Source organism: Natranaerobius trueperi, assembly GCF_002216005.1.
GTDB classification, from domain to species: domain Bacteria; phylum Bacillota; class Natranaerobiia; order Natranaerobiales; family Natranaerobiaceae; genus Natranaerobius_A; species Natranaerobius_A trueperi.
In genome coordinates this window covers 1-26,386 of sequence record NZ_NIQC01000010.1, presented here as the reverse complement: position 1 = coordinate 26,386, position 26,386 = coordinate 1, and the positions used below count along the sequence as shown (strand labels likewise).

Annotated in this window: 27 protein-coding genes, 6 tRNA genes and 1 other annotated feature; all 33 genes read right to left on the bottom strand. The window is 33.9% G+C overall.

Features of this window, described 5'->3' with window-relative positions:
* Positions 1 to 14: 14 nt before the first annotated feature.
* The 33 genes from CDO51_RS05850 to CDO51_RS05695 all read right to left on the bottom strand — a co-directional run bounded on the left by CDO51_RS05850 (position 15) and on the right by CDO51_RS05695 (position 26,338).
* Positions 15 to 2,312 (bottom strand): complex I subunit 5 family protein, encoded by a 2,298-nt coding sequence (locus CDO51_RS05850; RefSeq protein WP_089023371.1) that lies wholly within the window; start codon positions 2,310 to 2,312, stop codon positions 15 to 17.
* Between the two features lie 19 nt (positions 2,313 to 2,331).
* Positions 2,332 to 3,831 (bottom strand): complex I subunit 5 family protein, encoded by a 1,500-nt coding sequence (locus CDO51_RS05845; protein ID WP_089023370.1) that lies wholly within the window; start codon positions 3,829 to 3,831, stop codon positions 2,332 to 2,334.
* Positions 3,832 to 3,836: 5 nt separating this feature from the next.
* Positions 3,837 to 4,193 (bottom strand): sodium:proton antiporter, encoded by a 357-nt coding sequence (locus CDO51_RS05840; RefSeq protein WP_089023369.1) that lies wholly within the window; start codon positions 4,191 to 4,193, stop codon positions 3,837 to 3,839.
* Between the two features lies 1 nt (position 4,194).
* The gene (locus CDO51_RS05835; RefSeq protein ID WP_089023368.1) at positions 4,195 to 4,620 is read right to left on the bottom strand and encodes an MnhB domain-containing protein; all 426 of its coding nucleotides are present in this window, start codon (positions 4,618 to 4,620) and stop codon (positions 4,195 to 4,197) included.
* A 4-nt stretch (positions 4,621 to 4,624) separates the two neighbouring features.
* Positions 4,625 to 4,906: a hydrogen gas-evolving membrane-bound hydrogenase subunit E gene (gene mbhE / locus CDO51_RS05830; RefSeq protein ID WP_089023367.1), complete on the bottom strand. Its 282-nt coding sequence runs from the start codon at positions 4,904 to 4,906 to the stop codon at positions 4,625 to 4,627.
* Positions 4,903 to 5,148 (bottom strand): Na(+)/H(+) antiporter subunit B, encoded by a 246-nt coding sequence (locus tag CDO51_RS05825; protein ID WP_089023366.1) that lies wholly within the window; start codon positions 5,146 to 5,148, stop codon positions 4,903 to 4,905. Before CDO51_RS05825 ends, mbhE begins: the two co-directional genes overlap by 4 nt.
* Complete coding sequence (gene mnhG / locus CDO51_RS05820) at positions 5,145 to 5,474, bottom strand: monovalent cation/H(+) antiporter subunit G (protein WP_089023365.1); 330 nt, start codon at positions 5,472 to 5,474, stop codon at positions 5,145 to 5,147. Before mnhG ends, CDO51_RS05825 begins: the two co-directional genes overlap by 4 nt.
* A 19-nt stretch (positions 5,475 to 5,493) precedes the next feature.
* Positions 5,494 to 5,757, bottom strand: coding sequence for a monovalent cation/H+ antiporter complex subunit F (locus CDO51_RS05815; RefSeq protein ID WP_089023364.1), 264 nt, complete (start codon positions 5,755 to 5,757; stop codon positions 5,494 to 5,496).
* Between the two features lie 3 nt (positions 5,758 to 5,760).
* The gene (locus CDO51_RS05810) at positions 5,761 to 6,258 is read right to left on the bottom strand and encodes a Na+/H+ antiporter subunit E (RefSeq protein WP_089023363.1); all 498 of its coding nucleotides are present in this window, start codon (positions 6,256 to 6,258) and stop codon (positions 5,761 to 5,763) included.
* Between the two features lie 21 nt (positions 6,259 to 6,279).
* Positions 6,280 to 6,759 carry a cyclic pyranopterin monophosphate synthase MoaC gene (gene moaC, locus CDO51_RS05805; protein WP_089023362.1) on the bottom strand — a complete coding sequence of 160 codons (480 nt, stop codon included), beginning with the start codon at positions 6,757 to 6,759 and terminating at the stop codon, positions 6,280 to 6,282.
* 70 nt (positions 6,760 to 6,829) lie between these two features.
* Entirely contained in the window at positions 6,830 to 7,633 is an 804-nt protein-coding gene (gene rnfB, locus CDO51_RS05800) for an RnfABCDGE type electron transport complex subunit B (protein ID WP_089023361.1), read from the bottom strand.
* Between the two features lie 20 nt (positions 7,634 to 7,653).
* A complete protein-coding gene (gene rsxA, locus CDO51_RS05795; RefSeq protein WP_089023360.1) occupies positions 7,654 to 8,229 on the bottom strand; it encodes an electron transport complex subunit RsxA in 576 nt (191 codons plus the stop codon).
* Between the two features lie 38 nt (positions 8,230 to 8,267).
* Complete coding sequence (rsxE, locus tag CDO51_RS05790) at positions 8,268 to 8,888, bottom strand: electron transport complex subunit RsxE (RefSeq protein WP_089023359.1); 621 nt, start codon at positions 8,886 to 8,888, stop codon at positions 8,268 to 8,270.
* A 20-nt stretch (positions 8,889 to 8,908) separates the two neighbouring features.
* Positions 8,909 to 9,076, bottom strand: a complete 168-nt coding sequence (locus tag CDO51_RS15325) for an FMN-binding protein (RefSeq protein ID WP_420811482.1) — start codon at positions 9,074 to 9,076, stop codon at positions 8,909 to 8,911.
* Between the two features lie 103 nt (positions 9,077 to 9,179).
* Entirely contained in the window at positions 9,180 to 10,034 is an 855-nt protein-coding gene (locus CDO51_RS13755; protein ID WP_158212338.1) for an FMN-binding protein, read from the bottom strand.
* Positions 10,034 to 10,954 (bottom strand): RnfABCDGE type electron transport complex subunit D, encoded by a 921-nt coding sequence (locus CDO51_RS05780; protein WP_089023358.1) that lies wholly within the window; start codon positions 10,952 to 10,954, stop codon positions 10,034 to 10,036. Before CDO51_RS05780 ends, CDO51_RS13755 begins: the two co-directional genes overlap by 1 nt.
* A gap of 31 nt (positions 10,955 to 10,985) precedes the next feature.
* Positions 10,986 to 12,302, bottom strand: a complete 1,317-nt coding sequence (rsxC, locus tag CDO51_RS05775) for an electron transport complex subunit RsxC (protein ID WP_089023357.1) — start codon at positions 12,300 to 12,302, stop codon at positions 10,986 to 10,988.
* Between the two features lie 378 nt (positions 12,303 to 12,680).
* On the bottom strand, positions 12,681 to 13,991 hold the full coding sequence (locus CDO51_RS05770) for a bifunctional folylpolyglutamate synthase/dihydrofolate synthase (RefSeq protein WP_089023356.1): 1,311 nt from the start codon (positions 13,989 to 13,991) through the stop codon (positions 12,681 to 12,683).
* A 7-nt stretch (positions 13,992 to 13,998) separates the two neighbouring features.
* A complete protein-coding gene (locus CDO51_RS05765; protein ID WP_089023424.1) occupies positions 13,999 to 16,656 on the bottom strand; it encodes a valine--tRNA ligase in 2,658 nt (885 codons plus the stop codon).
* A gap of 56 nt (positions 16,657 to 16,712) precedes the next feature.
* Positions 16,713 to 16,934 (bottom strand) — a binding site (T-box leader).
* 58 nt (positions 16,935 to 16,992) lie between these two features.
* Entirely contained in the window at positions 16,993 to 17,424 is a 432-nt protein-coding gene (locus tag CDO51_RS05760; protein ID WP_089023355.1) for a ferritin-like domain-containing protein, read from the bottom strand.
* Positions 17,425 to 17,447: 23 nt separating this feature from the next.
* Positions 17,448 to 17,882 carry a hypothetical protein gene (locus CDO51_RS05755; protein WP_089023354.1) on the bottom strand — a complete coding sequence of 145 codons (435 nt, stop codon included), beginning with the start codon at positions 17,880 to 17,882 and terminating at the stop codon, positions 17,448 to 17,450.
* Positions 17,883 to 17,964: 82 nt separating this feature from the next.
* Entirely contained in the window at positions 17,965 to 19,902 is a 1,938-nt protein-coding gene (locus tag CDO51_RS05750) for an ATP-dependent DNA helicase (protein WP_089023353.1), read from the bottom strand.
* A gap of 17 nt (positions 19,903 to 19,919) precedes the next feature.
* A complete protein-coding gene (gene yihA, locus CDO51_RS05745) occupies positions 19,920 to 20,501 on the bottom strand; it encodes a ribosome biogenesis GTP-binding protein YihA/YsxC (protein ID WP_089023352.1) in 582 nt (193 codons plus the stop codon).
* Positions 20,502 to 20,583: 82 nt separating this feature from the next.
* Entirely contained in the window at positions 20,584 to 22,197 is a 1,614-nt protein-coding gene (gene lonB / locus CDO51_RS05740) for an ATP-dependent protease LonB (protein WP_089023351.1), read from the bottom strand.
* A 136-nt stretch (positions 22,198 to 22,333) separates the two neighbouring features.
* On the bottom strand, positions 22,334 to 23,602 hold the full coding sequence (clpX, locus tag CDO51_RS05735) for an ATP-dependent Clp protease ATP-binding subunit ClpX (protein WP_089023350.1): 1,269 nt from the start codon (positions 23,600 to 23,602) through the stop codon (positions 22,334 to 22,336).
* Between the two features lie 23 nt (positions 23,603 to 23,625).
* Positions 23,626 to 24,225: an ATP-dependent Clp endopeptidase proteolytic subunit ClpP gene (gene clpP, locus CDO51_RS05730; protein ID WP_089023349.1), complete on the bottom strand. Its 600-nt coding sequence runs from the start codon at positions 24,223 to 24,225 to the stop codon at positions 23,626 to 23,628.
* A 73-nt stretch (positions 24,226 to 24,298) separates the two neighbouring features.
* Complete coding sequence (gene tig, locus CDO51_RS05725) at positions 24,299 to 25,627, bottom strand: trigger factor (RefSeq protein WP_089023348.1); 1,329 nt, start codon at positions 25,625 to 25,627, stop codon at positions 24,299 to 24,301.
* A gap of 188 nt (positions 25,628 to 25,815) precedes the next feature.
* Positions 25,816 to 25,890, bottom strand: a tRNA-Gly gene (locus tag CDO51_RS05720).
* Between the two features lie 7 nt (positions 25,891 to 25,897).
* Positions 25,898 to 25,982: transfer RNA gene (locus tag CDO51_RS05715), tRNA-Leu, on the bottom strand.
* A gap of 6 nt (positions 25,983 to 25,988) precedes the next feature.
* Positions 25,989 to 26,064: transfer RNA gene (locus CDO51_RS05710), tRNA-Lys, on the bottom strand.
* 7 nt (positions 26,065 to 26,071) lie between these two features.
* Positions 26,072 to 26,146: transfer RNA gene (locus tag CDO51_RS05705), tRNA-Gln, on the bottom strand.
* 18 nt (positions 26,147 to 26,164) lie between these two features.
* Positions 26,165 to 26,241 (bottom strand) — tRNA-Arg (locus CDO51_RS05700).
* A gap of 19 nt (positions 26,242 to 26,260) precedes the next feature.
* A tRNA-His gene (locus CDO51_RS05695) sits at positions 26,261 to 26,338 on the bottom strand.
* Positions 26,339 to 26,386: the final 48 nt, after the last annotated feature.

Sequence of the window (26,386 nt, the reverse complement as noted above, 5' to 3'; positions counted from 1 at the left end):
CCTCCTTAAAAGACTTATCTAAATATTTGATTATAAAACACTAAAATTAGTAATAACAATCCTAACATCAAAGCAATAATAAAAGAATCAAAATTTAAATTTTTAATATTAATTTTAGATGGATCAAAGTTTAACTTACTTAAAAAGCTAGTATTCTTCTTTCTTCGTTTAGCATAATGACTTACTCGTCCTGATCGTAAATAAGCTCTTTCTAATTCCTGTTCAAACTCATGGTTTACATTTTCTTTTGTTCCTCTGATTGAAACAAGTCTAAACTTTTTAACTAATTTGTTATCACCGTCAGATAATTTCCTATCTAAATTACGTGCTTTCTCACACAACTCCCTAGCTTTCCCGCCACTTGAATCATACATTTCATCAAATGTTTCATCTAAACGGCTAGTCTTTTCAGCTATATTTTTAGCACCTTTACTACTCTTATCATAAGCGTTTGTTAGGTTTTTGTCTAGTTCTCCAATTTTTCTACAAAGTTGAAGGGATCCTGCACCAGTACTTTCATAAAAATCACTAACACTAACATCAAAGGTTGTTCCTAATCGTTCTATGGTTGATAAGAACCCTGAAATAAACGGTTTATAAATCAAAGCTTCTATACTCAACCATTTTGGTGGTTGATAGTTAAATGAATTAAGTTTTTCACCGGTTACAGTTATAGCAACCGCTATTAACACAACAATGAGAGTTTTTGAAAGATCTTTTGTTGTAAATAAGTTAATACCTTGTAGCTGTTCTTGTACCATTTCTGTTTCATATGGGAAAGTTTCAAATGCTGGTATTATAAAGGTTTCTAGTACTACATTCGGGAAAACACCTATAGCAACAATAAAGATCAGAAACACTGTTATAATAACTTTTATTATTGGTGCCACTGAAATATCAGTACTTTTCCATTCATCTGGTAATGGACCTAGGAAAAGTCCTCTAAATAATTTTATAAAGTAGGAAAGAGTCAAAGCACTAGTCAAAACAAAGATTTTATCTGCAATAAACATTGCTATATTAGGGTGCAAATAATACACATCTGTTAGAGCTTTGTGTACCATTGTTTTACTTGCATACCCATTAAATAATGGTATCCCTGCTATACCTAAAGCTGCAATTATAAATGATACACCCATATAAGGCATCTGTTTAAACATACCACGTACACGATTAATATCTAGTAAATGAGTTTTTATGAATATGGCTCCTACAATCAAAAATAAACACGCTTTAAAGAGTGCATGATTTATTATATGAAATAGACCTCCTGCAAATCCATAGATCCCTTCATCACCAAGATAGATGGCACTACCTAAACTTAATATTACAAAACCAATTTGACTCACACTACTATATGCTAACATTTTTTTAGCACTAGTTTGTAATAACGCCATTAATGCTCCTAAAAACATAGTAACTATTCCAATCCAAAATAAACCCATACCCCAATTAGCTACATTATTAAAATAAAATTCTAACTCTTCAGTATTAGTTGGCCCCATTATCATTAAGAATACACGCCACATACCATAAACACCGGTTTTTATCATTAACCCTGATAAAATAGCACTAGCGGGAGTCGGTGCAACAGGATGAGCCTTTGGTAACCAGATATGAAGGGGTACCATTCCTGCTTTAATACCAAAACCTATTATAAATAGCAATGCGACTATAGGAATGTTCACATCTGAAGCACTAAGATCTCCAAGTATTGGTATAATCTCTAAGGTTTCTACCCTAAAGTATAAAATGAATAATCCGAACAAAATAAAAAGCCCGCCACCGATACCCAAAAATAAGAATAAATTACCTGCTCTCATAGCATCCTGGTCTTCTTCATGAATAACTAAAACATAACTCGTTATACTCATTGCTTCAAAAAATAAAAAAAGACCAAAAAGATCACCAGTAGCAAAAACACCCAAAGTAGAAGCATAAGTGACAATCCAAAAAAAGTAAAACCTAGTCCGGTTATGTTCATAACTTATATAGTTAGTAGCGTATAAAGTAGCTAAAAACCAAATTAAAGAAATTAATACTATAAATAAATAACTAAATTGATCAACTCTAAAAATTATCCCAATATCTAAAAACCAATCTAATCTGTATTCTAATACTCCTTGTTGAATAAGTGGATAAAGTCTAACTGCTAGCATTAGTGGAGTAAAAGATAAAAGAACTGAAGAAATATCTCTAATTTTTTCAGAAAATCTACCTAATACTAACACACCAAATGATCCAATTAGAGGTATTAAAACTATTAGCATTGGAATTATCGATTTTATAATATTTTCTTCCGTATCAATCATGGCTTCAAGGCCTCCTTATCTACAAATCACTTAACAATATTTCTGATGCTTGTTCCACTAAATCAAGTGGTAGAGTTGGGAATAATCCAATAAATACTACTAAAAAGCTTAAAACAGTTATTGGAAGTGTTAGTTGCCAAGGTAGCTTTTTACATTGCTTTGAGAAAACTTTACAACCTTTGAATTCACCAAAAAAAGAATTTACAACAATCGGTAAATAATACACACCGTTTAACATACTACTAATTAAAATAATGAGAACAAAAAAAGCATTACCCGAATCTAGAGCTCCTGAAGCTAAATACCATTTACTTATAAATCCGTTTGTTCCAGGGATTCCAACCATTGCTAAAGCACCTAAAGTAAAACTTATCATTATAGTAGGATATCTTAAACCCATTCCCTTTAAATCAGAAATTTTTCTTATACCCGTTGCATAAATTATTGCTCCTGCTATTAAAAATAACATCGATTTATTAATGGCATGAGTCAGAATATGAAATAATCCGCCTTGTAATCCAGTAACACTCAAAAAACCAATTCCCAGAAAAATATAACCTATTTGACCTACAGAAGAATAGGCTAACATTTTTTTTATATCCTCTTGTATTATAGCAAACATAGAACCAAAGATCATTCCTAAAGAACCTAATACTAATAGTATTTCATTAACAGGCATAAAAACTAATACATCGGATGGTAAAACCATAAAATAAAAACGAACTAAAGCAACTATATATACTTTAACAACTAAACCACTAAGAACTGCACTTGAAGGAGAAGGTGCAGATCCATGTGCATCAGGAAGCCATACATACATAGGAAATAATGCACTCTTTACTCCAAAACCAACTAAAAACAAAGCTACAACAGCCATTATTACGCTTGGATATTTATAATAATTAGCAGCTAATTCCTCTGCTATAAAAGTCATATTTAAATAACCTGTTATCATATAAATCAGTGCAATGCCCATTAAAATCGCAGCTGATCCTAAAGCATTCAAAATTAAATACTTAATACTTGCTTCAATTGTATCTTTATTCTCTTTAATTGCTATAATAGCAACTGAAGTTATTAACGTTATTTCAAGCATAACAAATATATTAAATAAGTCATTCGTAACAACCATACCGATCATAGACGCAATCAAAAGTAAGAATAAAGGATAATATAAAGTAAGGGCATTTTCTGCTAATTCGTAAGGTAAATCTCGAGAAGCAAAAATAAAGACTAACAAAGCTATTCCAGTTATAATTGTAGTCATATATACAGCCAGATAATCTATATTTAGTTCAATTCCCCAAGGAGCTTGCCATGAACCTACTTCATACATAAAAGGTCCATTATATAATATTTCTACAAGCATAATTATACTTATAATAAACATTATTGCTAATGCTGAGAAAGTAACCTTCTCTTTCAGGTCTTTTTTCCAAAGATTAAAACCAGGTAAAACAAAAGATACCAATATACCAATTAATACAGCAATAATTGGTAGATGAGACTGCCATGCCACTTAGATCATCCCCTCATTTTCGTGATTTTATCGGTGTTTAATGTACCATAATACTGATATATTTTAATAATCAAGCTTAAAAGCATTGCAGTTATACTAACCGCAATTACAATTCCAGTTAATATCAAAGCATGAGGAACTGGATTAACATAGACTTCTTCACTTCCAGTTACAATTGGAGCTTTCCCTCCTACTCGATATCCACCAGAAACAAATAGTAAAAAAACAGAGGTCTCCATTATATTTAACCCAATAACTTTTTTAATCAAGTTAGGATGAGTTAACATTGTATAGATACCAATTAAGAACAATACAATTGAAAACAAAAAGTAATAATTTGCAGTTATGTTAGAAAATTCCATATTACTCCTCCTCAGCCTCTATAAGGTTCAATAGAAAAAATAGTTTCGCAATACTTAAAGCTACCTTAAAACCGTTTGCAATATTAAACCAATTACTGTGGAATGAAATATACGGAATTGGGAAAATTATTGCAATAAAAATAAGTCCAATTAGAAATGTATATATCCCTGTTATTGCTTGTATTAACATTCCTTTGTGTTCTAATAATTCTGAAAACGTCTTAATCTTAGAGTTAATCATTGATCCCGCATCAACTTCAGCACCTTTAAAAGTTAGACGGTAAAGAATTAACCCAGCACCTAAAGTAGCACCACCAGAAAAACCTCCTCCTGGAGACACATGTCCAAAAAATATTACAAATAATCCATATATAATAATAAAAGGAATAAGTGCCCTAGCAACTACCCTTAATATCAAATCTTTCATATAATCACTCCTTCTTACTGCCTTCCATAATTGCAAGCACTCCTGTGATAGATGCAAATAATACAGTGATTTCACCGAAGGTATCAAAAGCCCGGTATTCCACTAATATTGCAGAAACTATATTTAGATTTTCTGTCTCTTCAGGGCCTTTTTCTAAATAACGCTCTGTAACTTCATTGAAGGCAGGGTTATCAGGTTCACCAAAAGTAGGAAGCTCTGTAACTACTGCAAACATGCTATAACCAATTACTAATAATAAAACAATAGTTACGATCTGCTTAATCAATCTTCATACCTCCTAGTACGACTAATGGTTACTACAAATATTAAAGTAGTAACTCCTGCTCCAATCGCTGCCTCTGTAATAGCTACATCTGGGGCATGTAGCTGTTCCCATGTAACTGCCATAACTAAACTATAGGCGCCAAAGATTATGACTGCACTTAATAGATCTCTCGTTCTTTCAACTGCTACTGCACAAATAACTAAGAATAATAGTAATAATATATTTAAAACATGATGTATCATCTGTTACTTTCCTCCTTACTTACATCCACATGTTTTGTCTCATCAACATAGGAAGTATTCGTATGATAAGAAGCTCTAGCAATTATATGAGCTGCTGTAGGATGAGTAATCCAAATAAATATTATAATAAACACTATCTTAACTGTTGATAGTGTTAATGGTTGTGCTAATATTAAAGCTAATAGTAATAAACCAGCTCCTAATGTATCACCTTTAGTAGTAGCATGCATACGAGTATATACATCTGGTAACCTAATTAGTCCTAAAACCCCTATAAAGAAAAAGAATGTACCACTTATTATTAAAAAAACTATTAAAATTTCCATCTAGAAAACCTCCTCATCTCTAGCACCTACCATGTTCTACATATTTAGCTATCCCTACTACCGTAATATAACTTATTAATGCATATACTAAAGCTACATCTAGAAAAAACTCTTGTTCGTAAATATAAGATATTACTGCAATAATTGTAACAACCTTTGTACTTATGATATTAATAGCTACTACTCTATCAAAACAGCTAGGACCTACATACGCCCGGTATAAACTGATAATTATTAAAACTGCTAAAGCTATAGCTGCATATAAAAAAGCATTAATTAACATACATTACTCCTCCTCTTCCATCTTGACTAGTTGATCTTCCATATACCAATCAAGTACACCTTCAGCATGAGATTTAGTTAACCCGTGAACTATAAAGTCATTGCCTTCAATATCTATAGTAAGTGTTCCTGGGGTAAGAGTAATGGAATTACCCAGTATTGCTTTCGAAGCATCTTTTTTTAATTTACCTGAAAATTTTATAAAAGTCGGTGATAGGTTCATTTCTGGAGATAAAACAATTTTTGCAACTTGGATATTAGCAACAATGATTTCAGAGATGAGGTTTGCGATATACTTAATAAGTCTAACTATGTTTTTAAATACAATTGGAAACCTACTTTGTATTGTAAGTAAATGTTCATCAAAAAAGTACACAATAGCCAGACTACTAACAATACCTATTATCACACTTGTTGCAGTTATAGCTCTTACATTAATTAGCCAAAATGCAAATATTAATACACAAGTTCCCCAAAAAGTTTTATTAAAAGATGTACCCATATTCTCCACCCTTTTCTTATGTTATTCATTAATAACGTCTCCACTTAAACCACCTGTTTTTTTAACTAATCTTATTTCTCCAATTTGCATACTTTTATCTACAGCTTTACACATATCGTAGATAGTTAAAGCTGCAGTACTCACTGCTGTTAAGGCTTCCATTTCGACACCAGTTTTACTATCTATTGACACAGTAGACTCGATTTCTATTTTACAATTATTTTCACAAAATTTAAAGGAAATATTTATACCACTTAAAAAAAGAGGATGACACATCGGTATAATATCCCAAGCTTTCTTTGCTCCTGTAATACCAGCTACCTGGGCAACTCCTAATACATCACCTTTTGACATTTCATTATTCTTTATTTTTGTAAATGTTTCTTCATTCATATATATAGCTCCTCGAGCTATTGCTGTTCTTGATGTACTTTTCTTCTCTCCAACATTTACCATACGAGCTCTTCCTGATTCATCAAAATGAGTAAATTCCCTGGACATATTATTTATCCCCCCATAACAAAATCAGTGCGAAAGGAAATCCTTTCGCACTGATTTTTTAAATAAATTCTTAATTTGTTGTATATTCTAAATCACTAGTTATACAATCTTGTGGACATTTTTCTTTACATTTACCACAGTTTATACATTCGTGACTATCGATTGAAGCTAAGTTATTCTCGATTGTTATAGCATCTACAGGACAAAGTTTAGCACAGATTCCACAACCAATGCAACCTACTTCACATACTTTCTTCACTACTTTTCCTTTATCAAGAGAATTACAACGTACGTGATGTTCAGTCTTAGTATTGATCATTCTGATAACTTGTTTTGGACAAATATTAACACATTTGTTACATCCTTTACATTTTTCAGGATCTATATAAGGAATACCATTGTCTTGCATTTCGATCGCATCAAAAGGACATACTTCCTCACACGTACCAAGCCCTAAACACCCATACTCACAGGCCTTAAAACCATTAGAATACATCATTGCAGCTCGACAATCTTGAACTCCATCATAATCAAATTGTTCTTTACAATGATCTCGTCCACCTAAACAAGCCACTTCCGCTACATAAGATTCTTCTGACTCATCATGACTCACACCTAAGATTTCAGCTATTTCCTGAGCAGTTGTTTTTCCACCTGGTGTACATCCATCTACAGAAGTTTCTCCTTTAGCGACTGCTTCTGCGAAAGCTGAACACCCAGGATAGCCACAAGCTCCACAATTAGCACCAGGAAGACTTTCTGTTATAGCTTCAACTTTAGGGTCAGTTTCTGCGGCAAATTTTTGAGAAGCGAAAGCTAGTGCAAATCCAAAAAATAAGCCTAAAGCTCCTAAACCTAATACTGGACCAATCATCGATCTTCACCTCCTATTCTCTACATTACACCATCAAAACCCATAAAGGCAATGGAAAGTATACCCGCTATGATAAAAGCAATAGATGCACCTTTAAATAATTCCGGCATTTTTGCAAGTTCTAATTGCTCTCTAATACCAGCCATTAGTACAAGGGCAACTGTGAAACCTAAACCTGCACCAATACCATGAACAGTTGATTCTAATAAACCGTAACCATCTTGCACGTTAATAAGTGCAAGACCTAAAATTGCACAATTTGTAGTTATAAGAGGTAAGAAAATACCCAAAGCTTTATATAATTGTGGACTAACTTTTTCTAATAACATTTCAATAAACTGTACAAGGGAAGCAATTACTAAAATGTAAGCCACATACTGTAAATATTGTGCATCAAAAGGAATCAAAATTATATCATGAATTAACCAAGTGATAATTGATGCAATGGTCATTACAAAAGTTACTGCTAAACCCATACCAATTGATGTTTCAACTTTTTTAGAAACACCTAAAAATGGACAAATTCCTAAGAATCTTATCAATACAAAATTATTTACAAATATCGCCCCGAAAAAAATTGTGAGTAGCTCTTCCAAGGGAGATTGCCTCCTTTCTCTTCCGAGTAGCTATTTTTTTAGTCGTACTGTAACTTTTGATAAATCACGTTAAATAAAGCTAGTAATAAACCTAGAGCAAAAAAAGCTCCAGCCGGCTGTGCAAATATTTGAATCGGTTCAAACTCTGCACCAAACATTTCAAAAAATTGATGTACAAAAGGAATACCAAATAAACTTCCAGACCCTAGAATTTCTCTTACTACACCTAGGGAAAGTAGAGCCAATGTAAATCCAGCACCCATTCCTAGACCATCAGCCAATGCATTCGATACATTATTCTTTGAAGCAAAAGCTTCTGCTCTTCCTAAAATTAAGCAATTAGTTACAATTAAGGGGATAAAGATACCTAAAGCCCCATGTAAGTCTGGTGTAAATGCTTCTAAAAACATATCTACCATAGTAACAAAAGTAGCAATAATTACAATATAAGCTGGAATACGTATCTTTTTGGGTATTAAGTCTTTTAATAGAGAAATTACAATATTTGATGCTAAAAGAACAGCCATAGTAGCCATTCCCAATCCTAAACTATTTATAGCGGTCTGAGTTACCGCAAGAGCTGGACAAAGGCCAAGTAGTTGCCTATATAGGCCATTTTCTTTCACCATACCTTGTGAAAAGGCATCAGAGAAATTCACTTTATGTCACCCCCTGTTAATTATTGAGCTTTACTGATATCATCTTCTACCGCTTCTTTTATACCTATATAAGATTCAGTGGCTTCTGAAACAACATCGACTTTGGTTGATTGTTGTTCTATAATGCGTTCCTCGATTTCAGGCCAAGCATCATCTTCAGTGTGACTTGGGGAATCGTTGTGATCAATAAGCTCTTAATCTGTTATCTCACCATCTTCAAAAGTTAGTTCAAAAACTCATCATAATTCTAATCCTCTGCCTCACCTTCATAGAATGCCATCTAAAACTTGACTAAGCTTCTTCTAGTGAATCTTCTTTGTCATCATCGCCTAGCAAGGCATTCAAAACTGCTTCCTTAATTCCTTCACTAGATAAAGTAGCGCCAGAAACAACGTCTACATCCGCTGATTGCTCATCTAATATTCTATCTGGAATCTCAGCTTGAGCATCCTCAAAGTAATCAGGAGTATCATTATGATCAATAATCTCAATATCAGTGATTTCATTGTCTTTAACAGTCACTTCAACTACTACTCCAGGTTCTAAACCACTACCTTCACCTTGATAAATACCATCATCAACTTCCGCAAGGTCGACATCTGTTTCAGGTTTTTCAAAATCAAATAGGTTGAAAGATATCAACTCTAAACCTTCATTCGCTCCTTGAATAGCAGCATTAGCACTAACTGTAGCTCCAGAGATTGTATCCACATCTGTTCCAAGAGCTATATCGTCTTCTAAACCTAAACCAATAAATTGATTTCGCCATTCTTCGTCTTCAATAGCGTCTCCAAGTCCAGGAGTTTCAGAATGTGCTAAAACTTCTACACCTTGGATCAGACCATCAGTATCTACTGCAATCATCATTTCAATCTCCCCACCATAACCACCAGGCTGTACGATGGTAGCAGCACCAATAATTTCACCATCTTGAATGACTTCATAATATTCCCTATCATCAATTTCATTTACTTTCAAATCGTCTGATTCAGGGAAAACGTCTTCTAATGAATCTTGTAGAGCAGCTAGACGCTGTTCAGCAATAATTGGTCCTGTTATATCATTTGTGAATGCTAATACTCCAGCTGAAATTACAGTTATTATCATCAAACTTAATGATAGCTTAATCAATTCTTTAACATCCATTAACTTGACACCTCCCCGTAAACTTTTGGTTTGGTGTACTTATTAAGAAATGGCACTAAAGCATTCATTAATAATATCGCATAAGTTACACCTTCGGGGGCTGCACCGTATATTCTAAATATTGCAGTAAAAAAACCACAACCGATACCAAAAAATAATTTTCCTGTTTTAGTAAATGGTGAGGTAACCATGCATGTAGCCATATATACAGCAGCAAAAAAAGCACTACCACTGAATAAATGGAACAGTACATCTTCGCCTCCAATTAAAGCAACTGCTGCCACAGCACCCATATATCCTACCGGAACTCTAATATCTACATGACCTCTATAGATCAAATAGATAGCCCCAATTAAAATAGCTAAAATAGATGTTTCTCCTAGTGATCCTGCAACAGTACCTATAAATAAATCAGAGATTTCTGCTGATGCTTCACTTAGAGGTGTTGCTGCAGATGCCGCATCTACATCTGGTGTTTCAAAGGGTTTAGTCCAATCACTTAAGTAATTGGGCCAAGCTAAAACTGTAAAGGCTCTACCTACAAGGGCTGGGTTAAATATATTATACCCAATACCACCAAATAACTGTTTACCTATTATTATAGCAACAACAGCTCCTATTACAACTATCCACCATGGAGTAGAAGGTGGTAAACTTAATCCATAAAGAACTCCAGTTACTGCTGCACTCCAATCACCTTTAATTTTTGCTATACTAATTTTATCATGTACTAATACAGCTTCAGTTATCATACAGGCAACGGTTGCTAAAGCAACCACTCCCAATGCGTTTAAACCAAATAACCAAATGCTAACTGCTAAAGGTGGTACCAAAGCAATTAAGACATCTCTCATTATAGTGTCAATCGTCTCTGGAGTACGAAGATGAGGTGAAGACGACACCACAAGTTTGTTATCCATCTTTCTTCCCTCCTATCCTAACTTTATCATGTTAATTTTTTCGTCGTTTAGCCATTATTTCACCTTTGGCCATTCTTATATATTGAACCAAAGGACGTTTCGTTGGACAAATATAGGTGCAACATCCACATTCAATACAATCAAGAGCATTATATTCTTCAGCTTGTTCTAACCTTTCATTTTCAGTGAAATGGGCAATCATATTCGGTAAAAGTGAAACTGGACAAGAATCAATACATCGTCCACAGCTAATACAAGGTTTTTCTTCAAAAAACTGAACTTCATTTTCTGTTAAGAGTAAAAGACCTGATGTCCCTTTGATTACAGGAAATTCAGGGGAAGGTTGACTTAACCCCATCATAGGTCCACCCATAACTATCTTTCTCGTGTTTTGAGACATACCAGCACAGTTTTCAATAACTTCAGAAGCTAATGTTCCAACTCTAATTTTAAAGTTACCTGCTTCATTTACCCCTGGACCAGTTACTGTTACCACTCTTTCGTATGATGGTTTGTTATATCTTATAGCCTCTGAAATAGCAATGGCTGTTCCGACATTGTTTACAACACAACCAACATCCATTGGAAGTCCACCTGACGGAACCTCTCTTCCTGTAGCTACAGTTATAAGTTGTTTTTCAGCCCCTTGAGGGTATTTGGTCTCAAAAACCATCACTTCAATATTGTTTTCATCTTTTACTAATTCTTTCATGTTTTCAATTGCATCTTTCTTATTGTCTTCGATCCCTATGACACCTTTGTCACAGTTAACAGCCTTCATAATTGATTTTAGACCAAAAACAATTTCCTCACCTTGCTCTAACATCATTCGATGGTCAGAAGTCAAATACGGTTCACACTCTGCTCCATTAATGATCACAGTGTCAATAGGCTTATCTTCAGGAGGAGATAATTTTACATGTGTTGGAAAGGTAGCTCCCCCCATACCAACAATACCAGCCTCTTTAACAATTTTTTTGATATCATCTGAAGATAATTCGTCAAGGGAGTCATAGCCACCTGAATAATCTGCTTCATCTTGGCCATCTGATTCAATAACTATAGTTTTAGCTTTTTTTCCAATTGGATGATTATATTCAGTTATATCTACAACTTCCCCAGATACACTAGAGTGTATTGGAGCAGAGACAAAGCTATCACTTCCACCTATTTTTTGACCAAGTTTTACCTTGTCACCTTTGCTTACGACTGGTTCACAAGGTGCACCAATATGTTGTTCCATGGGAATATACACTTTACTTGGTGCAGCCATTTTTTCTACAGCATCCTCAGTCGTATACTTGAAGTGACCTGGCTCCACTCCACCACGAAAAGTTTCACCTGCCATCATTTTTCACCCCTTTTTGTTTATTTTTTCACTTTCTAGTTATAATAAGAATAACTAGAATTACTCTAAACTTATAAAAATAAATAATGTAACCTAAAACAAACACAAGACAAATTAAAAAGTTGATGGCCATCAATGAAGAACATTTTCTTTTCCAGTATTAAGAGCTTGTCCTTAAAACTACTTAATTGAATGTATAAATAACTTTGTTGTTTAATAACAAGTTACTTTACTTATTAGTATCTTTTACTAATTCATAGAAATTATACAAATACCGGAAAAGCTTTGGTAGAGGTTTTTAGACACTTTTCGTCTTTTATAAACAAATATCTTCTCTACAAAAAACAATTTTAACATAACAGGATGATTTTAAAAAGCCTAAAAACTCTCTTTAATATATTTTTTTGCTTCTGCAACTAAATAAAATGATCCAAAGATAACTAGTAAACCTTTTTTGTTTGTAGCATTTATTCCTTCGTATGTTGCTTTTTCTATTTCGCTAATTGTCTTGATTTTCATATTATTATAAAATTTTTGAAGTTTACCTTCAATTTCTTCTGGATTAGCTGATCTTTTGTTATTAGGTTTCGTGATTATTATTTCATCAGGTAATACAAAAAAATTATCAATCATTTTTTCAATCTGCTTATCTTTTAGAGCGCCAGTCAGAAATACAATTTTACCCCAATTTTGATTTACATTCATATCTTCAAGACCTTGCATAAGAGCTGCTATTCCTGCAGGATTATGAGCGGCATCTAACATTATATCACCCTTTTTAAGAAAAGTTAACAGCTCCATTCTAATAGGTATTTTCACTTCTAGTAAAGCATCGTAAATATCTAAATTTTGTATCTTTTTATATCCTTTAGTTTGTAATATTTCAGTACAACATAAAGCTAGACTAGCATTATGAAGCTGATGTTTACCAATAAGAGATAACTCTAGTCCCTCTAATTCTTTGTATAACCCTTTATAATTAAAAGTGAAGTTCTTACCATTAAAATTACTTTCATCAAATGAAAAGTCCCGCTTTATTAAATAAGTAGAAGAATTAGTAACATGAGCGTACTTCTCAATTTCTTTTACTGCTTTCTCGTTTCTTATACCAGTAACAATTGGGGTATTATCTTTAACTATTCCAGCTTTTTCGCGAGCAATTTCTTCTAAAGTGTTACCTAAAACATCTGTATGATCAAAATCTACATTTGTAATAACTGATACAATCGGTTCTATCACATTTGTAGCATCTAGTCGTCCTCCGAGCCCTGTTTCAAGTATTACTATATCTACATCTACTGACGAATAGTATAAAATTGCTAATACTGTGATCATTTCAAACTGCGTTGGATGCTCTAGCCCTTCCTTTTCTGCTTGTTCTGCTAAAGGTTTAATTTTTTGAATTAATTTTTCTAAATCTTTATTAGAAATCGGATTAGAATTATATACGATTCGTTCTGTAAAGTTTAATACAAAAGGGGAGGTAAAGAGACCTACCCTATATCCTGCTTTTGTAAGAATTCTTTCAAGAATAAAACAGGTAGATCCTTTACCATTAGTCCCAGCAACATGTATCACAGGAAGGTTACATTGCGGATTTCCTAGCCTTTTTAACATCCAATTCATTCGTTCTAACCCTGGTTTTGAACCAAACTTTCCTAGACTCCAGATCCATTCAATGCCTTCCATTAGAGTTTCACTCCTTCATAGATCTCAGTGTATCTAACCTCTCTGTTACTTTTTGTAAACGAACTTTGTAATCTTGTTGTTTTTCTTTTTCTTTATCAACTACATCTTTAGGTGCTTTATTAACAAAGTTTTCATTTGAAAGTTTACTTTCTACTAGATCAACTTCTTTTTCTAGTTCTTTTTCTTTTTTCTCTAACCGTTCAATTTCTTCACTAAGATTTACCAGGCCTTCTAAAGGTAAAAATATTTCAGCTCCTCTTACAACTGCTGATAAAGCTTTTTTAGGTTTTTCTTTCATTTCACTAACAACACTGACAGGCTCTGCTCCGGCTAATGCATTAAAATAAACCTTGTAATCATCAAAAGTCGTAAAATCCTTTTCTTCATTTGCTAATATAGTTATTGGTGATTTTGTTTGCGGGGCAATGTCTAATTCTCTTCTTAGATTTCTTACAACTCTGATCCCTTCCATAATCTGTTCCATCTTTGACTTACTTTCTTCATCTACAAAAGATATATCATATTCTGGCCAAGTAGATGTCACTATCAGCTCATCTGTATGCGGTAAGTAAGATCTTATTTCTTCAGTTATAAATGGCATTATAGGATGTAATAGTTTTAAAATAGTATCTAATCCTCTTACTAAAACTTCTTGTGTTAAAGCTTTTTGTTCTTCAGTTCCTTGGTATAACCTTATTTTAGCCATTTCAATATACCAATCACAAAATTCTGTCCATATAAAATCATATAAAGTTTGAGAAGCTTCCCCTAGTTCATATTTTTCAAATAATCTTGTTACATCCTTAGTAACCTCTTCTAATCTGTGAAGAATCCATTTATCTGCTAGGCTTAAACGTTTATCATTTGCAGATAATTCTTGTGGTGTGTATCCATCAAGGTTCATAATTGCAAACCTAGAAGCATTCCAAATCTTATTTGCAAAGTTTCTACTAGCTTCTACCTTATCATAAGAAAATCTCATATCATTTCCAGGAGTATTTCCAGTAACTAATGTATATCTAAGTGTATCTGCACCATACTTATCAATAAGTTCTAATGGGTCAATTCCATTACCCAACGACTTACTCATCTTTCTTCCATTAGCATCTCTTACTAATCCGTGAATCAGAACATCATCAAAAGGACGCTCTTCCATAAACTCAAGACCCATAAATATCATTCTTGCTACCCAGAAGAAAATTATATCATAACCAGTAACTAACACGCTAGTTGGATAGAATTTCTTTAAATCTTCAGTCTCTTCAGGCCAGCCCATAGTTGAAAAAGGCCACAACGCAGAACTGAACCAGGTATCTAGTACATCAGGGTCTTGTTCTAGTTCACTGCCACATGAAGAGCAAGATTCTGGCTCTTCTCTACTTACAATCATTTCACCACAATTACAATACCAAGCAGGAATTCTATGACCCCACCAAATTTGACGAGAAATACACCAGTCTCTAATATTTTCCATCCAGTTCCTGTATATTTTTTCAAATCTTTCTGGAACAAATTTGGTATCACCTTGGTTAACAAGTTCAACTGCAGGCTTTGCAAGGGGGTCCATTTTAACAAACCATTGCTTACTAACTAAAGGTTCAATGGTAGTATCACATCGATGGCATTGTCCCACAGAGTGTTCATGATCATCAGTTGCTAATATAAACCCACCTGCAATGAGATCATCTCTTAAAGCTTTTCTGCAATCATAACGATCCATACCTGCATATCTTTCTCCAGCCTCATCAGTCATTTTACCATCTTTTCCGATTACAGCAATATTTTTTAAATTATGTCTCTCTCCAATATCAAAATCATTTGGATCATGAGCAGGCGTTACTTTAACTGCCCCTGAACCAAATTCTGGATCCACATATTCATCAGCAACAATAGGAATTTCTCTATTTACTAGTGGAAGTCTTACAGTTTTACCTACCATATTTTGATAACGCTCATCTTCAGGATGTACAGCTACAGCAGTATCTCCTATCATAGTTTCTAGTCGAGTAGTTGCTACAGATATATGATCAGATCCATCTGTTAAAGAATACTTTATATGTGTTAATGTGCCTTCAGACTCTAAATGTTCTACCTCAATATCAGAAAGAGCAGTATAGCATCTAGGACACCAGTTAATTATATAATCTCCTTGATAAATTAACCCTTTCTCATAAAGTGTTACAAAAACTTCTCTAACAGCTTTACTACACCCTTCATCCATAGTAAATCTTTCTCTAGACCAGTCAACTGACACACCAAGTTTTTTCAGTTGAGCAGTAATACGTTCATGGTATTCATCTTTCCATGACCAAACTTTTTCTAAAAACTTTTCTCTTCCTAAGTCATATTTAGTTATGTTATCTTCTTCAGATATATGTTGCTCAACTTTTGTCTGTGTAGCTATACCAGCATGGTCTGTACCTGGCATCCATAATGTATCATATCCTTGCATCCTTTTAAAACGTACTAAAACATCTTGTAAAGTATTATCTAAAGCATGCCCCATATGAAGAGATCCAGTAACATTTGGTGGCGGTATTACAACAGAAAATTTCTCGCGTTCATCACAAGCAGCTTTAAAAGAATTATTTTCTAACCACTTTTCGTACCACTTGGTCTCTACAGTTTCTGGATCGTAAACTTTGTTTAAGTTAGTTTTAGACATCTTAAAATCACTCCTTTCAAGTTTTGTAAAATAACGTAAAAAAGCCCTTACGTCCATAAAAGGACGGAAGGGCTAATTCCGCGGTACCACCTTAATTTCCCATGCTAACTACATGGAACACTTAATAAAATAACGGCTTAAACCGAGTAATCTTACTACAAGTTCAGATTACTATCTCCCGGGCGACATTCAGTAGCAGCTCTTTAGAGCACTTTCAGCCTAGGTGCTCCTCTCTCTAAAAGACCATACTACCTACTCCTCCCGATCCGAGACTTTAAAAATATCATTTTTTCTAATATATTTATGATACACATCTACAAAATTGATGTCAAGGAATTATCCAAAATATTTGTTAAGTAACCCTTCTAACATTCTAGCATGGCGAGCTTCATCTTTAGATGACTCAATAAAATAAGTAAAAGTTTCTGTAAGATCATTGTCTTTAGCTTTGTTTGCTGCATCTTTTTTACCTTCATTTGCAAATGTTTCTCCATCTAACATCTCTTTTAAATTTTCTTTGGTACTTTCTTTTATCATTGAGTTTAACTCAGCAAATCTTGCAGCGTGTTCTGCTTCTTCCCATGCAATTCTCTTTAGTGCTTCTGCAATTTCAGCATATCCTTCTCTTTGAGCCTGACGTGCCATTGCAAGGTATAAACCAACTTCTTGTGTTTCACCTTGAAAGTTTTGTTTTATAGGTCTTTCTAGTTCTGTGCCTTTAGCCTCACCCATCACATTTTCAGTTGTTAAATTTCTCTTTTCAGTCATTTAAATACCTCCTAATTTTTTGATTAGTTTTCTTTCATATATGTTTTAAAAAGAGCATCTCCAAGCTCTGGATCAACATTTTTTATATCATTTAGATATACAAAAGCACTTCCCTTATATTCAAAGTTATCTCCCGTCAATATATGTTCTAATGCTGATCTAGTCACATTAACGATACACTCTTCATCATGATATAATTTACAGTTTTTACACTGTTTTAAAATTTGCCCTACAGCTTCTATCACATCTTCTTTTTCATAACCTTTTAAATCATATGTAGGTATTTTATCTACACCATCATCAACATAAAATTCATCATTTTCCATAGCATTAATTATTATGTTTTTCGAAAATCCAACTAAACATTCATTTCCTTTGCAATGATTACATACACCCTTACCTAAGCAACATTTATCTACTTTTTTATATACTTTCACAAAGTTCAATGATTCAAACATACTTTTCCTCTCCTTTTGTTAATATTAGTTATAATTATCAACAAACAATATATACATAATATAATTTAATCCCTCTTGTATGTCAAGAGGGATTAGCTAATTCATGTAATTTATTTTCTAACTCTTTCCAAGTTTTTATAAAACGAGCATCTGGTAAAGAATTGAAAAAATATTTTCCATAAGGTTTTCTGTGCACTCTGACATCTAAAAGTATAAATATTCCTGAATCTGATTTATTTCTAATTAAACGACCAAACCCTTGTTTAACTGCTAATACAGCTTCTGGTACACTGTATGTCATAAAACTACTTTTTCCTTCTTTATTTAATCTCTCCATCCTAGCCTTTACTAAAGGTTCATCAGGTACTGAGAAAGGAATCTTATCCATTATTACAACTTGTAATGAAGAGCCTGGAACATCGATCCCTTCTCTAAAACTATTTGTCGCAAATAATACTGAACTAAAATTCGTTTTAAAGGTTTCAAGAATTTCAGCTTTAGGCTGTATATTCTGACATAAAAGTTCATATGGTAAATCATCTTTCAATTTTTCATAAGCTAAATTCATCATTCTATAACTCGTAAATAGTACTAATGTTTTTCCACCAACTTTTGTAACCATATAACGTATAGCTTCTATAAGTTTTTCTTCATACTCATCTGTTCGTGGAAAAGGAAAATTTCTTGGTACAAAAATACTAGCTTGCTCTTTATAGTTAAATGGTGAATTTATTGAACACGTTATTGTATCATCTGTTAGACCTACCCTTTTTTTAAAATAAGAAAAGTTTTCTTCAATTGATAATGTTGCTGAAGTCATTATCACTGTATCTATATACCCAAATAAAAAGTTCTTAAGTTGGTCACTTACTGACACAGGATTAGTTGCCATTTTTAGATCTACCACTTGGTTATTAGAATATTTTGTTTCTACCCAAGAAACGTAATCTTCTTCCTCGAAGTCTAGGATTAAATCTAAAGCTTGTTTGGTTTTATTAATTCTATTGTATAGCATCTTAGGTCGTTCAGGATCGTTGTATTCATCCATATACAAAGTTTCAATATGATTAGTTAGTTTAGCCAATTTAGAACGAAATTCTTCTAGATATACAAACGATTCTATTTCTCGTAATAAAAAACTCTTACCAAACTTATTGCCATGATCTATTAACCTCTGAAAAGCTTTGTAGGAAGTCTCTTCTGTTTCTCTCACAATTTTTTCATTTCCTTCCATATTCCCCTTTACGTAAGTAGTTATTTCTTTTAATAGTTTTAATACTTGCGAATAGTTTAGTTCATGTCCTAGTGACTTAGTTGCTATTTCCGGGATATGGTGAGCCTCATCAAAAATCACACCTTCATAGCTTGGAAATACTGATAAACTCCCCTCTGAGTCTACTCTTAATTTTAAATCACTGAAAAATAAATGATGATTAGTAATTAAAACTTCAGAAGATTCAGCTCTACGTTTTAACATCAATACAAAACAATCACTGTAATGAGGACATTTTTGACCTAGACACGTATCACTACTTGCAGCCATCAGGTCCCAAAGCTCTTTAGCTGGTTGAATTTCGTGGCGATCCCCTGTTTCAGTTTCACTTGCCCATTCAACGAAATTTCTGTGTACACCAGTATTATCTAAACTAGTTTGTCCAAACTTTTGAGAAAATTTTTCTTTACATAAGTAGTTACTTCTTCCTTTAATAATTTCTACATCTAGTTTTCTTCCTATTATTTGTTCTAGTAATGGAATATCCTTTTTTATTAATTGTTCTTGTAAAGCTATAGTTGCTGTTGAAATTATGATTCTATTTCCATTTTCAGAAAAGTTAACAGCTGGTATAAGATATCCAAGTGATTTACCAGTTCCTGTACCAGCTTCCACAACTAAATGATTAGCATCTGAAAGAGCGTTTAAAACTATTTCACTCATTTCAACCTGTCCTTTTCTAGCTTCAAACCCATCAAGTTGTGATTCCATAGAAGCCCAAATATTTTGGAGTTTTTCCTGTCCCATTTAATTCACCTCAAATACTAAAGAACATCTTCAATTATTTCTAAAAACTCCTGTTTACCTTCTCCAGTTGTACTTGAAAAAGGTATCAAAAGATCATCTTCGCCTATATCTAACATTTTACGCATTTCTTTCAATCTTTTATTACGCTGTTGATTTTTTACTTTATCAATTTTCGTCGCAACTAATATTACTGGTCTTTTAAACTCTAATAAAAAGTCTAACATGTTAATATCATCTGTTGTAGGACCATGTCTTGCATCTAAAAGTAAAACAGATACACGTAAACTTTTACGGTCAGTTAAATAAGTAGTTATTAGTTCTTCCCAATCCTTTTTCATCTTTTTTGATACTTTAGCAAAACCATACCCAGGTAAATCAACAAAATACAAATCATCATTTATCAAAAAATAATTTATCGTTCTTGTCTTACCAGGCTTTTTACTAATGTGAGCTAAGTTATTTCTAGTAACTAAAGTATTTATAAGTGATGATTTACCTACATTCGACCTCCCGATAAACGATATCTCTGGAAACTTTTCCTCAGGGATTTGAGAGGGTAAATAAGCACTAGTAACATATTCAGCTTGTTCTATCTTCATAATAGCACCTCCATTATAATTTCATGTACATTACTTATTCTATCATATAAAAAACCTACACCGTGAATTTTTTCGGTGTAGGTTAGAGTGTAACCTGTTCTATAACTTCATCTAAAGTCGAAACTGGTATTACTTCTAATTCTTCATCATCCTCAAAAGTTTTTTGATAATTGTCTTTAGGAATTAACACTTTACTTGCTTTTGCTTCTTTAGCAGCATCTATTTTTGTTGCTACACCTCCGACAGGCTTTACATCACCCCTTATTGAAACTTCACCAGTCATAGCCACTTTATGATCTATTGGCTTATCTGTTAAAGAAGAATAAATTGCAGTGGCTATAGCCACTCCCGCCGATGGACCATCTATTGGGATTGCTCCAGGAAAATTAATGTGAATCTCATAATCTTTTGGATTTACCTCCATATAATGTTTTAACACTGTTAGGACGTTATCAACAGATCCTTTAGCCATACTTTTTCTTCTTACTACTCTACTAGCACTTCCCATTTCTTCCTCTTCAACCAAACCAGTAACATTAATATCACCTTGACCTGTTTTTGTTGGAAAGGAAGTTACCTCAATTTCTAGTAGTGTTCCATGACTTGGACCAAGAACAGCTAATGCATTAGCTAATCCAACCTGTGATTGTTCAGGAACTAGTTTATCAGGTCTAGGTGAAATTTGGCTAGTATTAATCACCCATTCTAAATCTTTTTGTGTTAGAGATTTGCGTTCTTCTGTAAGAGCTAAACCTGCCGCTATTTGAACTAAATTAACAGCTTCACGACCATTACTTGCATATTTCCTAACTATATCTAAAGCACCATCTTCAATCTCAAATCCTATCCGATTAATAGCGTTTTGTGCAATATTCTCTAATTCTTTAGGGGTTAAGCCTTTAAAAAAAACTTCAACACAGCGACTTCTAATAGCTTGAGGAATACTTTCTGGACCTTTGGTGGTAGCTCCTATTAGTCTGAAATCTGCTGGCAAGCCTTTTTGGAAAATTTCATGGATATATTGTGGACAATTAGGATTTTCAGAACTATAATAAGAGCTTTCTAAAAAAACTTTGCGATCCTCGAGAACTTTCAAAAGTTTATTCATTTGAATATGATGCAATTCACCAATTTCATCTAAAAATAGAACTCCACCGTGAGCTTTACTGACTGCCCCAGGTTTTGGTTGAGGAATACCTTGTACGCCCATAGCTCCTGCACCTTGATAAATGGGGTCATGAACTGTACCAATCAGAGGATCAGCTATACCTCGTTCATCAAATCTAGCAGTAGTAGCATCAAGCTCCACAAATTTTGAATTACTATCAAAGGGAGAGCTCACATTTTTTTTAGCTTCTTCTAAAACAACTCTAGCAGCAGCTGTCTTACCTATTCCAGGTGGACCATAAATTATAACATGTTGTGGATTCGGACCACACAGGGCTGCTCTCAGAGCTTTTAGGCCTTCTTTTTGACCAACTATCTCATAAAAGTTTTGGGGTCTTGTTTTTTCTGCTAAAGGTTCTGTTAAAGAGATTTCACGCATCTTCCTTAATTTTTCCATTTGTTTTTGTGATTCTTTCTCTACTGTAGCTTTACTAGATTGTTGACTTCTTAATTGATTCCAAAAATAAAGACCAATGACTACAGCAAAAAAGAATTGAACCATTGCAAATATACCAGCAAAACTTCCCATTCTATCCCCCCTCAAAAACTCGTTTAATACAACCTAATACTATTATGCGGAACTAATTTTGAATTTATTCTCAATGATAGAAACTATTTCATAAAAAAAAGACCTAATGCTTTTTTAAGCATTAGGTCTTCTTTGTTTAAGCAGATTCATGTTTGTTTTCTTTACCATTCTCATTTTTCACAGTAACTGGGTCCTCACCGTCATCTATAACCTCTTTTGTTATTACACATTTATCTACATTATCCGTTGATGGTAACTCATACATAATATCATTTAAATTCTCTTCAATTATAGCCCTTAGTCCCCGTGCACCAGTATTTCTATTGATTGCTTCTCTTGCTACAGCTCTAAGTGCTTCTTCTTTAAACTCTAAATCAATACCATCTAACTCAAACAACTTTTGATACTGTTTAATTAAAGCGTTCTTAGGCTCCTCTAGAATTCTTACTAGTGCATCTTCATCTAAGGCATCTAAAGAAGAAATCACAGGAATTCTTCCAACGAATTCAGGAATCAAACCAAACTTCAAGAGATCTTGTGGTAAGACGTTAGAAAGAATTTCACCAATGTCATCATCTTTTTTACTTCTAACCTCTGCACCAAACCCAAGTCCTTTTTTACCAATTCGATTTTGAATTACTTTTTCTATGCCATCAAAAGCTCCACCACAGATAAATAATATATTAGTAGTATCTATCTGTATAAACTCTTGATGTGGATGTTTTCTACCACCTTGAGGTGGAACACTTGCTTTAGTACCTTCTAAAATACGAAGTAATGCTTGCTGCACCCCTTCGCCTGATACATCTCTTGTAATAGATGGATTATCAGTTTTTCTTGCAACTTTATCAATCTCGTCAATATACACTATACCTTTTTGAGCTTTTTCAACATCATAATCTGCAGCCTGGATTAGTTTTAATAAAATATTTTCAACATCTTCTCCAACATATCCAGCTTCAGTTAAAGATGTTGCATCTGCCATTGCAAATGGAACATTTAAAATCTTTGCAAGTGTTTGTGCGAGCAAGGTTTTACCTACCCCTGTAGGCCCTAGTAACAAGATATTACTTTTCTGAATATCTACCTCGTCGTTCTTTTTAGCTTCATCGTTAACACGCTTGTAATGATTATAAACAGCTACAGAAAGCGCTCTTTTTGCGTCATCCTGTCCAATTATATAGTCATTTAGAATGTCATAGATTTCCTTAGGTTTTGGAATTTCAGAAATGCTGAAATCACCATTATCATCAGTTAACTCTTCTTCAACAATTTCGTTACATAGTTCAATACACTCATCACAAATGTAAACACCAGGGCCAGCAACTAACTTTTTCACTTGTTCTTGCGTTTTACCACAAAAGGAACACTTTAGTTTGCCCTTTTCATCATTTAATTTAAACAATCAAATCACCTCTCTAAAAAACCTTACTCAGATTTAGACTTGGGAGGTCTTTCTAGTATCTCATCAATTACTCCATAATCTTTAGCTTCTTCACTTGACATAAAGAAATCTCTGTCAGTATCCTTTCTTATTTGGTCAACAGGTTGACCAGTATGGTAAGTTAGGATATTATTTAATCTTTCTTTAGTCTTCATGATTTCTTTTGCATGAATTTCAATATCTGTAGCTTGCCCTTGAGCTCCTCCCATAGGTTGATGGAGCATAATACGTGAATTTGGTAAAGCAAAACGCTTTCCATTAGTTCCTGCAGTAAGTAATACTGCTCCCATACTCGCAGCCATACCTACACAAATTGTTGAAACATCTGATCTGATATACTGCATAGTATCATAAATTGCTAAACCTGCATGTACGTGTCCTCCCGGACTGTTTATATACAAGTGTATGTCTTTTTCAGGGTCTTCAGATTCTAAAAATAACATTTGAGCAATTACTGAATTGGCAATAGTATCATCAATAGCTGTTCCAATAAAAATAATTCTATCTTTCAATAGTCTTGAATAAATATCGTAGGAGCGTTCCCCGCGATTAGTCTGTTCAATTACCATGGGAACTAAATTCATACTAAAACCCCCTTTATATTATATAATAACACACTTAATCAATATGGTCTCCTATTTTTTACTCACTAATAACTTATTCAGCTTCATTTTCTTCTGTATCTTGTTTTTCAACTTCTGTAACAACTGCATTATCTATCAATAAATCAACCGCTTTTTTAGTGGCTATTTGATCTTCTACTTGAGAGACTTTTCCTTGCAACTCTAAAAATTCTTTTATCTGCTCTGGATCTTGGTTTGCTGACTCAGCAATTTTTTTAATCTCTTCTTCTACTTCTTCTTCACTTGCTGTAATTCCTTCTTCATCTCTAATAGCTTCTAATACAAGATTTCTCTTCACTCTATTCTTTGCAGAATCTTTAAATTGTTCTTTTAAGCTATCTTCATCAGTGTTTGCCATTTTATAATATGTGTTTAAATCTAACCCTTGATAAGATAAGTTTTGTTCAAATTCTTTTAGCATTGTATCAAGTTCTTGGTCAATCATAGGTTCAGGGATATTAACTTCTGCATTTTCAACAGCTTTACTTACAACTTGTTCTTCAACCTGTTGTTCACCTTTTTCTTTTGCTTCTTGTTCTAATCTATTGCTAATATCTTGTTTTAATTCATCTAAAGATTCAAAATCACTTACATCTTTAGCAAGCTCATCATCAATAGAAAGCAAGTTTTTCTTCTTAATTTCCTTTACTTTAACATTAAAGACTGCATCTTTACCACTAATTTGCTCTTGTGGATATTCTTCTGGGAAGGTAACATTTACTTCTTTTTCTTCTCCTGGTTTAGTGCCAATTAATTGTTCTTCGAACCCAGGAATAAATTGATCAGATCCTATCTCAATGTTATGATTTTCTGCTTCTCCACCTTCTAAAGGTTCACCATCAACATAACCCTTGAAATCAATAACTAATCTATCTCCATTTTCAGCTTCTCCATCTTCAATTTGTTCATACTCAGCGTGTTGTTCTTGTAAACGTTTAAGCTCATCTTCTACTTGTTGTTCACTAATTTCAATCTTTTCTTTTTCTACCTCTAACCCTTTATATTCACCAAGCTTTGGCTCAGGTTTTACATCTACAGTAGCAGTGAATTTTAGGACCTCACCTTTTTCCATTTGTTCTACATCAATCTCTGGTTGTGCCACTGGTTCTATTTCATTTTCTTCTATTGCTTCTTGGTAAGCTTCTGGAACTAGTATTTCTAAAGCATCTTCATATAATACTTCAGGGCCAAACCTATTTTCTAAAATTTTTCTAGGTACTTTCCCTTTTCTAAACCCAGGTAATTCTACCTTTTTTACAACTTTTTTGTAAGCTTTATCTAGAGAATCTTCAACTCTATCCTCGTCCACTTCAATAGTAAGTTTAACTTTGTTTTCGTCTATCCTTTCCCAAGTACTTTCCATTTATTCCTTCCTCCTTCATATTGATTGTATGTATTCTACGTTCGAAAATTTTCTCAGGATACTACAATATTATAACATAATAGTATATTGTGACAAATAACTTTAATTACTGATTTTAATAATTTATTTTATTTAATACATAAAAAAAAACAATATAAAAAACCGCCTATTTTGGCGGTGATTTTAATTGGAGCGGGAAACGGGTTTCGAACCCGCGACCTCCGCCTTGGCAAGGCGGCGCTCTACCGCTGAGCTACTCCCGCATATTGATGGTGCGAGGGGTGGGATTCGAACCCACACGGGAAAACCCACTAGATCCTAAGTCTAGCGTGTCTGCCAATTCCACCACCCTCGCACATTTTGGTGAGCCATGGAGGACTCGAACCTCCGACACCCTGATTAAAAGTCAGGTGCTCTTCCAGCTGAGCTAATGGCTCTAATTATTGGCTGGGGCGGCAGGGTTCGAACCTGCGCGTGCGGAGACCAAAACCCCGTGCCTTACCACTTGGCTACGCCCCAATAATTAATTTAATTCTATGGCGCGCCCGGCAGGACTCGAACCTGCAACCCCCAGATTCGAAGTCTGTTACTCTATCCAGTTGAGCTACGGGCGCCCAACATAATTCAGTTTTATGGGGTGAGTGATGGGATTTGAACCCACGGCCCCCAGAGCCACAATCTGGTGCTCTAACCGAGCTGAGCTACACCCACCATATATGGCGCGCCTGGGAGGATTCGAACCTCCGGCCTACGGATTAG

Excerpts from the sequence above, each read along its gene's own strand:
- mnhG (WP_089023365.1), bottom strand. The coding sequence starts at position 5,474 with ATGGAAATTTTAATAGTTTTTTTAATAATAAGTGGTACATTCTTTTTC.
- lonB (WP_089023351.1), bottom strand. The coding sequence starts at position 22,197 with ATGGGAAGTTTTGCTGGTATATTTGCAATGGTTCAATTCTTTTTTGCT.
- CDO51_RS13755 (WP_158212338.1), bottom strand. The coding sequence starts at position 10,034 with ATGGATGTTAAAGAATTGATTAAGCTATCATTAAGTTTGATGATAATA.
- clpP (WP_089023349.1), bottom strand. The coding sequence starts at position 24,225 with ATGAATTTAGTTCCCATGGTAATTGAACAGACTAATCGCGGGGAACGC.
- CDO51_RS05750 (WP_089023353.1), bottom strand. The coding sequence starts at position 19,902 with ATGGGACAGGAAAAACTCCAAAATATTTGGGCTTCTATGGAATCACAA.
- tig (WP_089023348.1), bottom strand. The coding sequence starts at position 25,627 with ATGGAAAGTACTTGGGAAAGGATAGACGAAAACAAAGTTAAACTTACT.
- moaC (WP_089023362.1), bottom strand. The coding sequence starts at position 6,759 with ATGTCCAGGGAATTTACTCATTTTGATGAATCAGGAAGAGCTCGTATG.
- CDO51_RS05835 (WP_089023368.1), bottom strand. The coding sequence starts at position 4,620 with ATGAAAGATTTGATATTAAGGGTAGTTGCTAGGGCACTTATTCCTTTT.
- rnfB (WP_089023361.1), bottom strand. The coding sequence starts at position 7,633 with ATGATTGGTCCAGTATTAGGTTTAGGAGCTTTAGGCTTATTTTTTGGA.
- rsxC (WP_089023357.1), bottom strand. The coding sequence starts at position 12,302 with ATGGCAGGTGAAACTTTTCGTGGTGGAGTGGAGCCAGGTCACTTCAAG.
- CDO51_RS05760 (WP_089023355.1), bottom strand. The coding sequence starts at position 17,424 with ATGACTGAAAAGAGAAATTTAACAACTGAAAATGTGATGGGTGAGGCT.
- CDO51_RS05780 (WP_089023358.1), bottom strand. The coding sequence starts at position 10,954 with ATGGATAACAAACTTGTGGTGTCGTCTTCACCTCATCTTCGTACTCCA.
- CDO51_RS05765 (WP_089023424.1), bottom strand. The coding sequence starts at position 16,656 with ATGTCTAAAACTAACTTAAACAAAGTTTACGATCCAGAAACTGTAGAG.
- CDO51_RS05840 (WP_089023369.1), bottom strand. The coding sequence starts at position 4,193 with ATGGAATTTTCTAACATAACTGCAAATTATTACTTTTTGTTTTCAATT.
- yihA (WP_089023352.1), bottom strand. The coding sequence starts at position 20,501 with ATGAAGATAGAACAAGCTGAATATGTTACTAGTGCTTATTTACCCTCT.
- CDO51_RS05850 (WP_089023371.1), bottom strand. The coding sequence starts at position 2,312 with ATGATTGATACGGAAGAAAATATTATAAAATCGATAATTCCAATGCTA.
- CDO51_RS05815 (WP_089023364.1), bottom strand. The coding sequence starts at position 5,757 with ATGTTAATTAATGCTTTTTTATATGCAGCTATAGCTTTAGCAGTTTTA.
- CDO51_RS05755 (WP_089023354.1), bottom strand. The coding sequence starts at position 17,882 with ATGTTTGAATCATTGAACTTTGTGAAAGTATATAAAAAAGTAGATAAA.
- CDO51_RS05810 (WP_089023363.1), bottom strand. The coding sequence starts at position 6,258 with ATGGGTACATCTTTTAATAAAACTTTTTGGGGAACTTGTGTATTAATA.
- CDO51_RS05825 (WP_089023366.1), bottom strand. The coding sequence starts at position 5,148 with ATGATACATCATGTTTTAAATATATTATTACTATTATTCTTAGTTATT.
- CDO51_RS05770 (WP_089023356.1), bottom strand. The coding sequence starts at position 13,991 with ATGGAAGGCATTGAATGGATCTGGAGTCTAGGAAAGTTTGGTTCAAAA.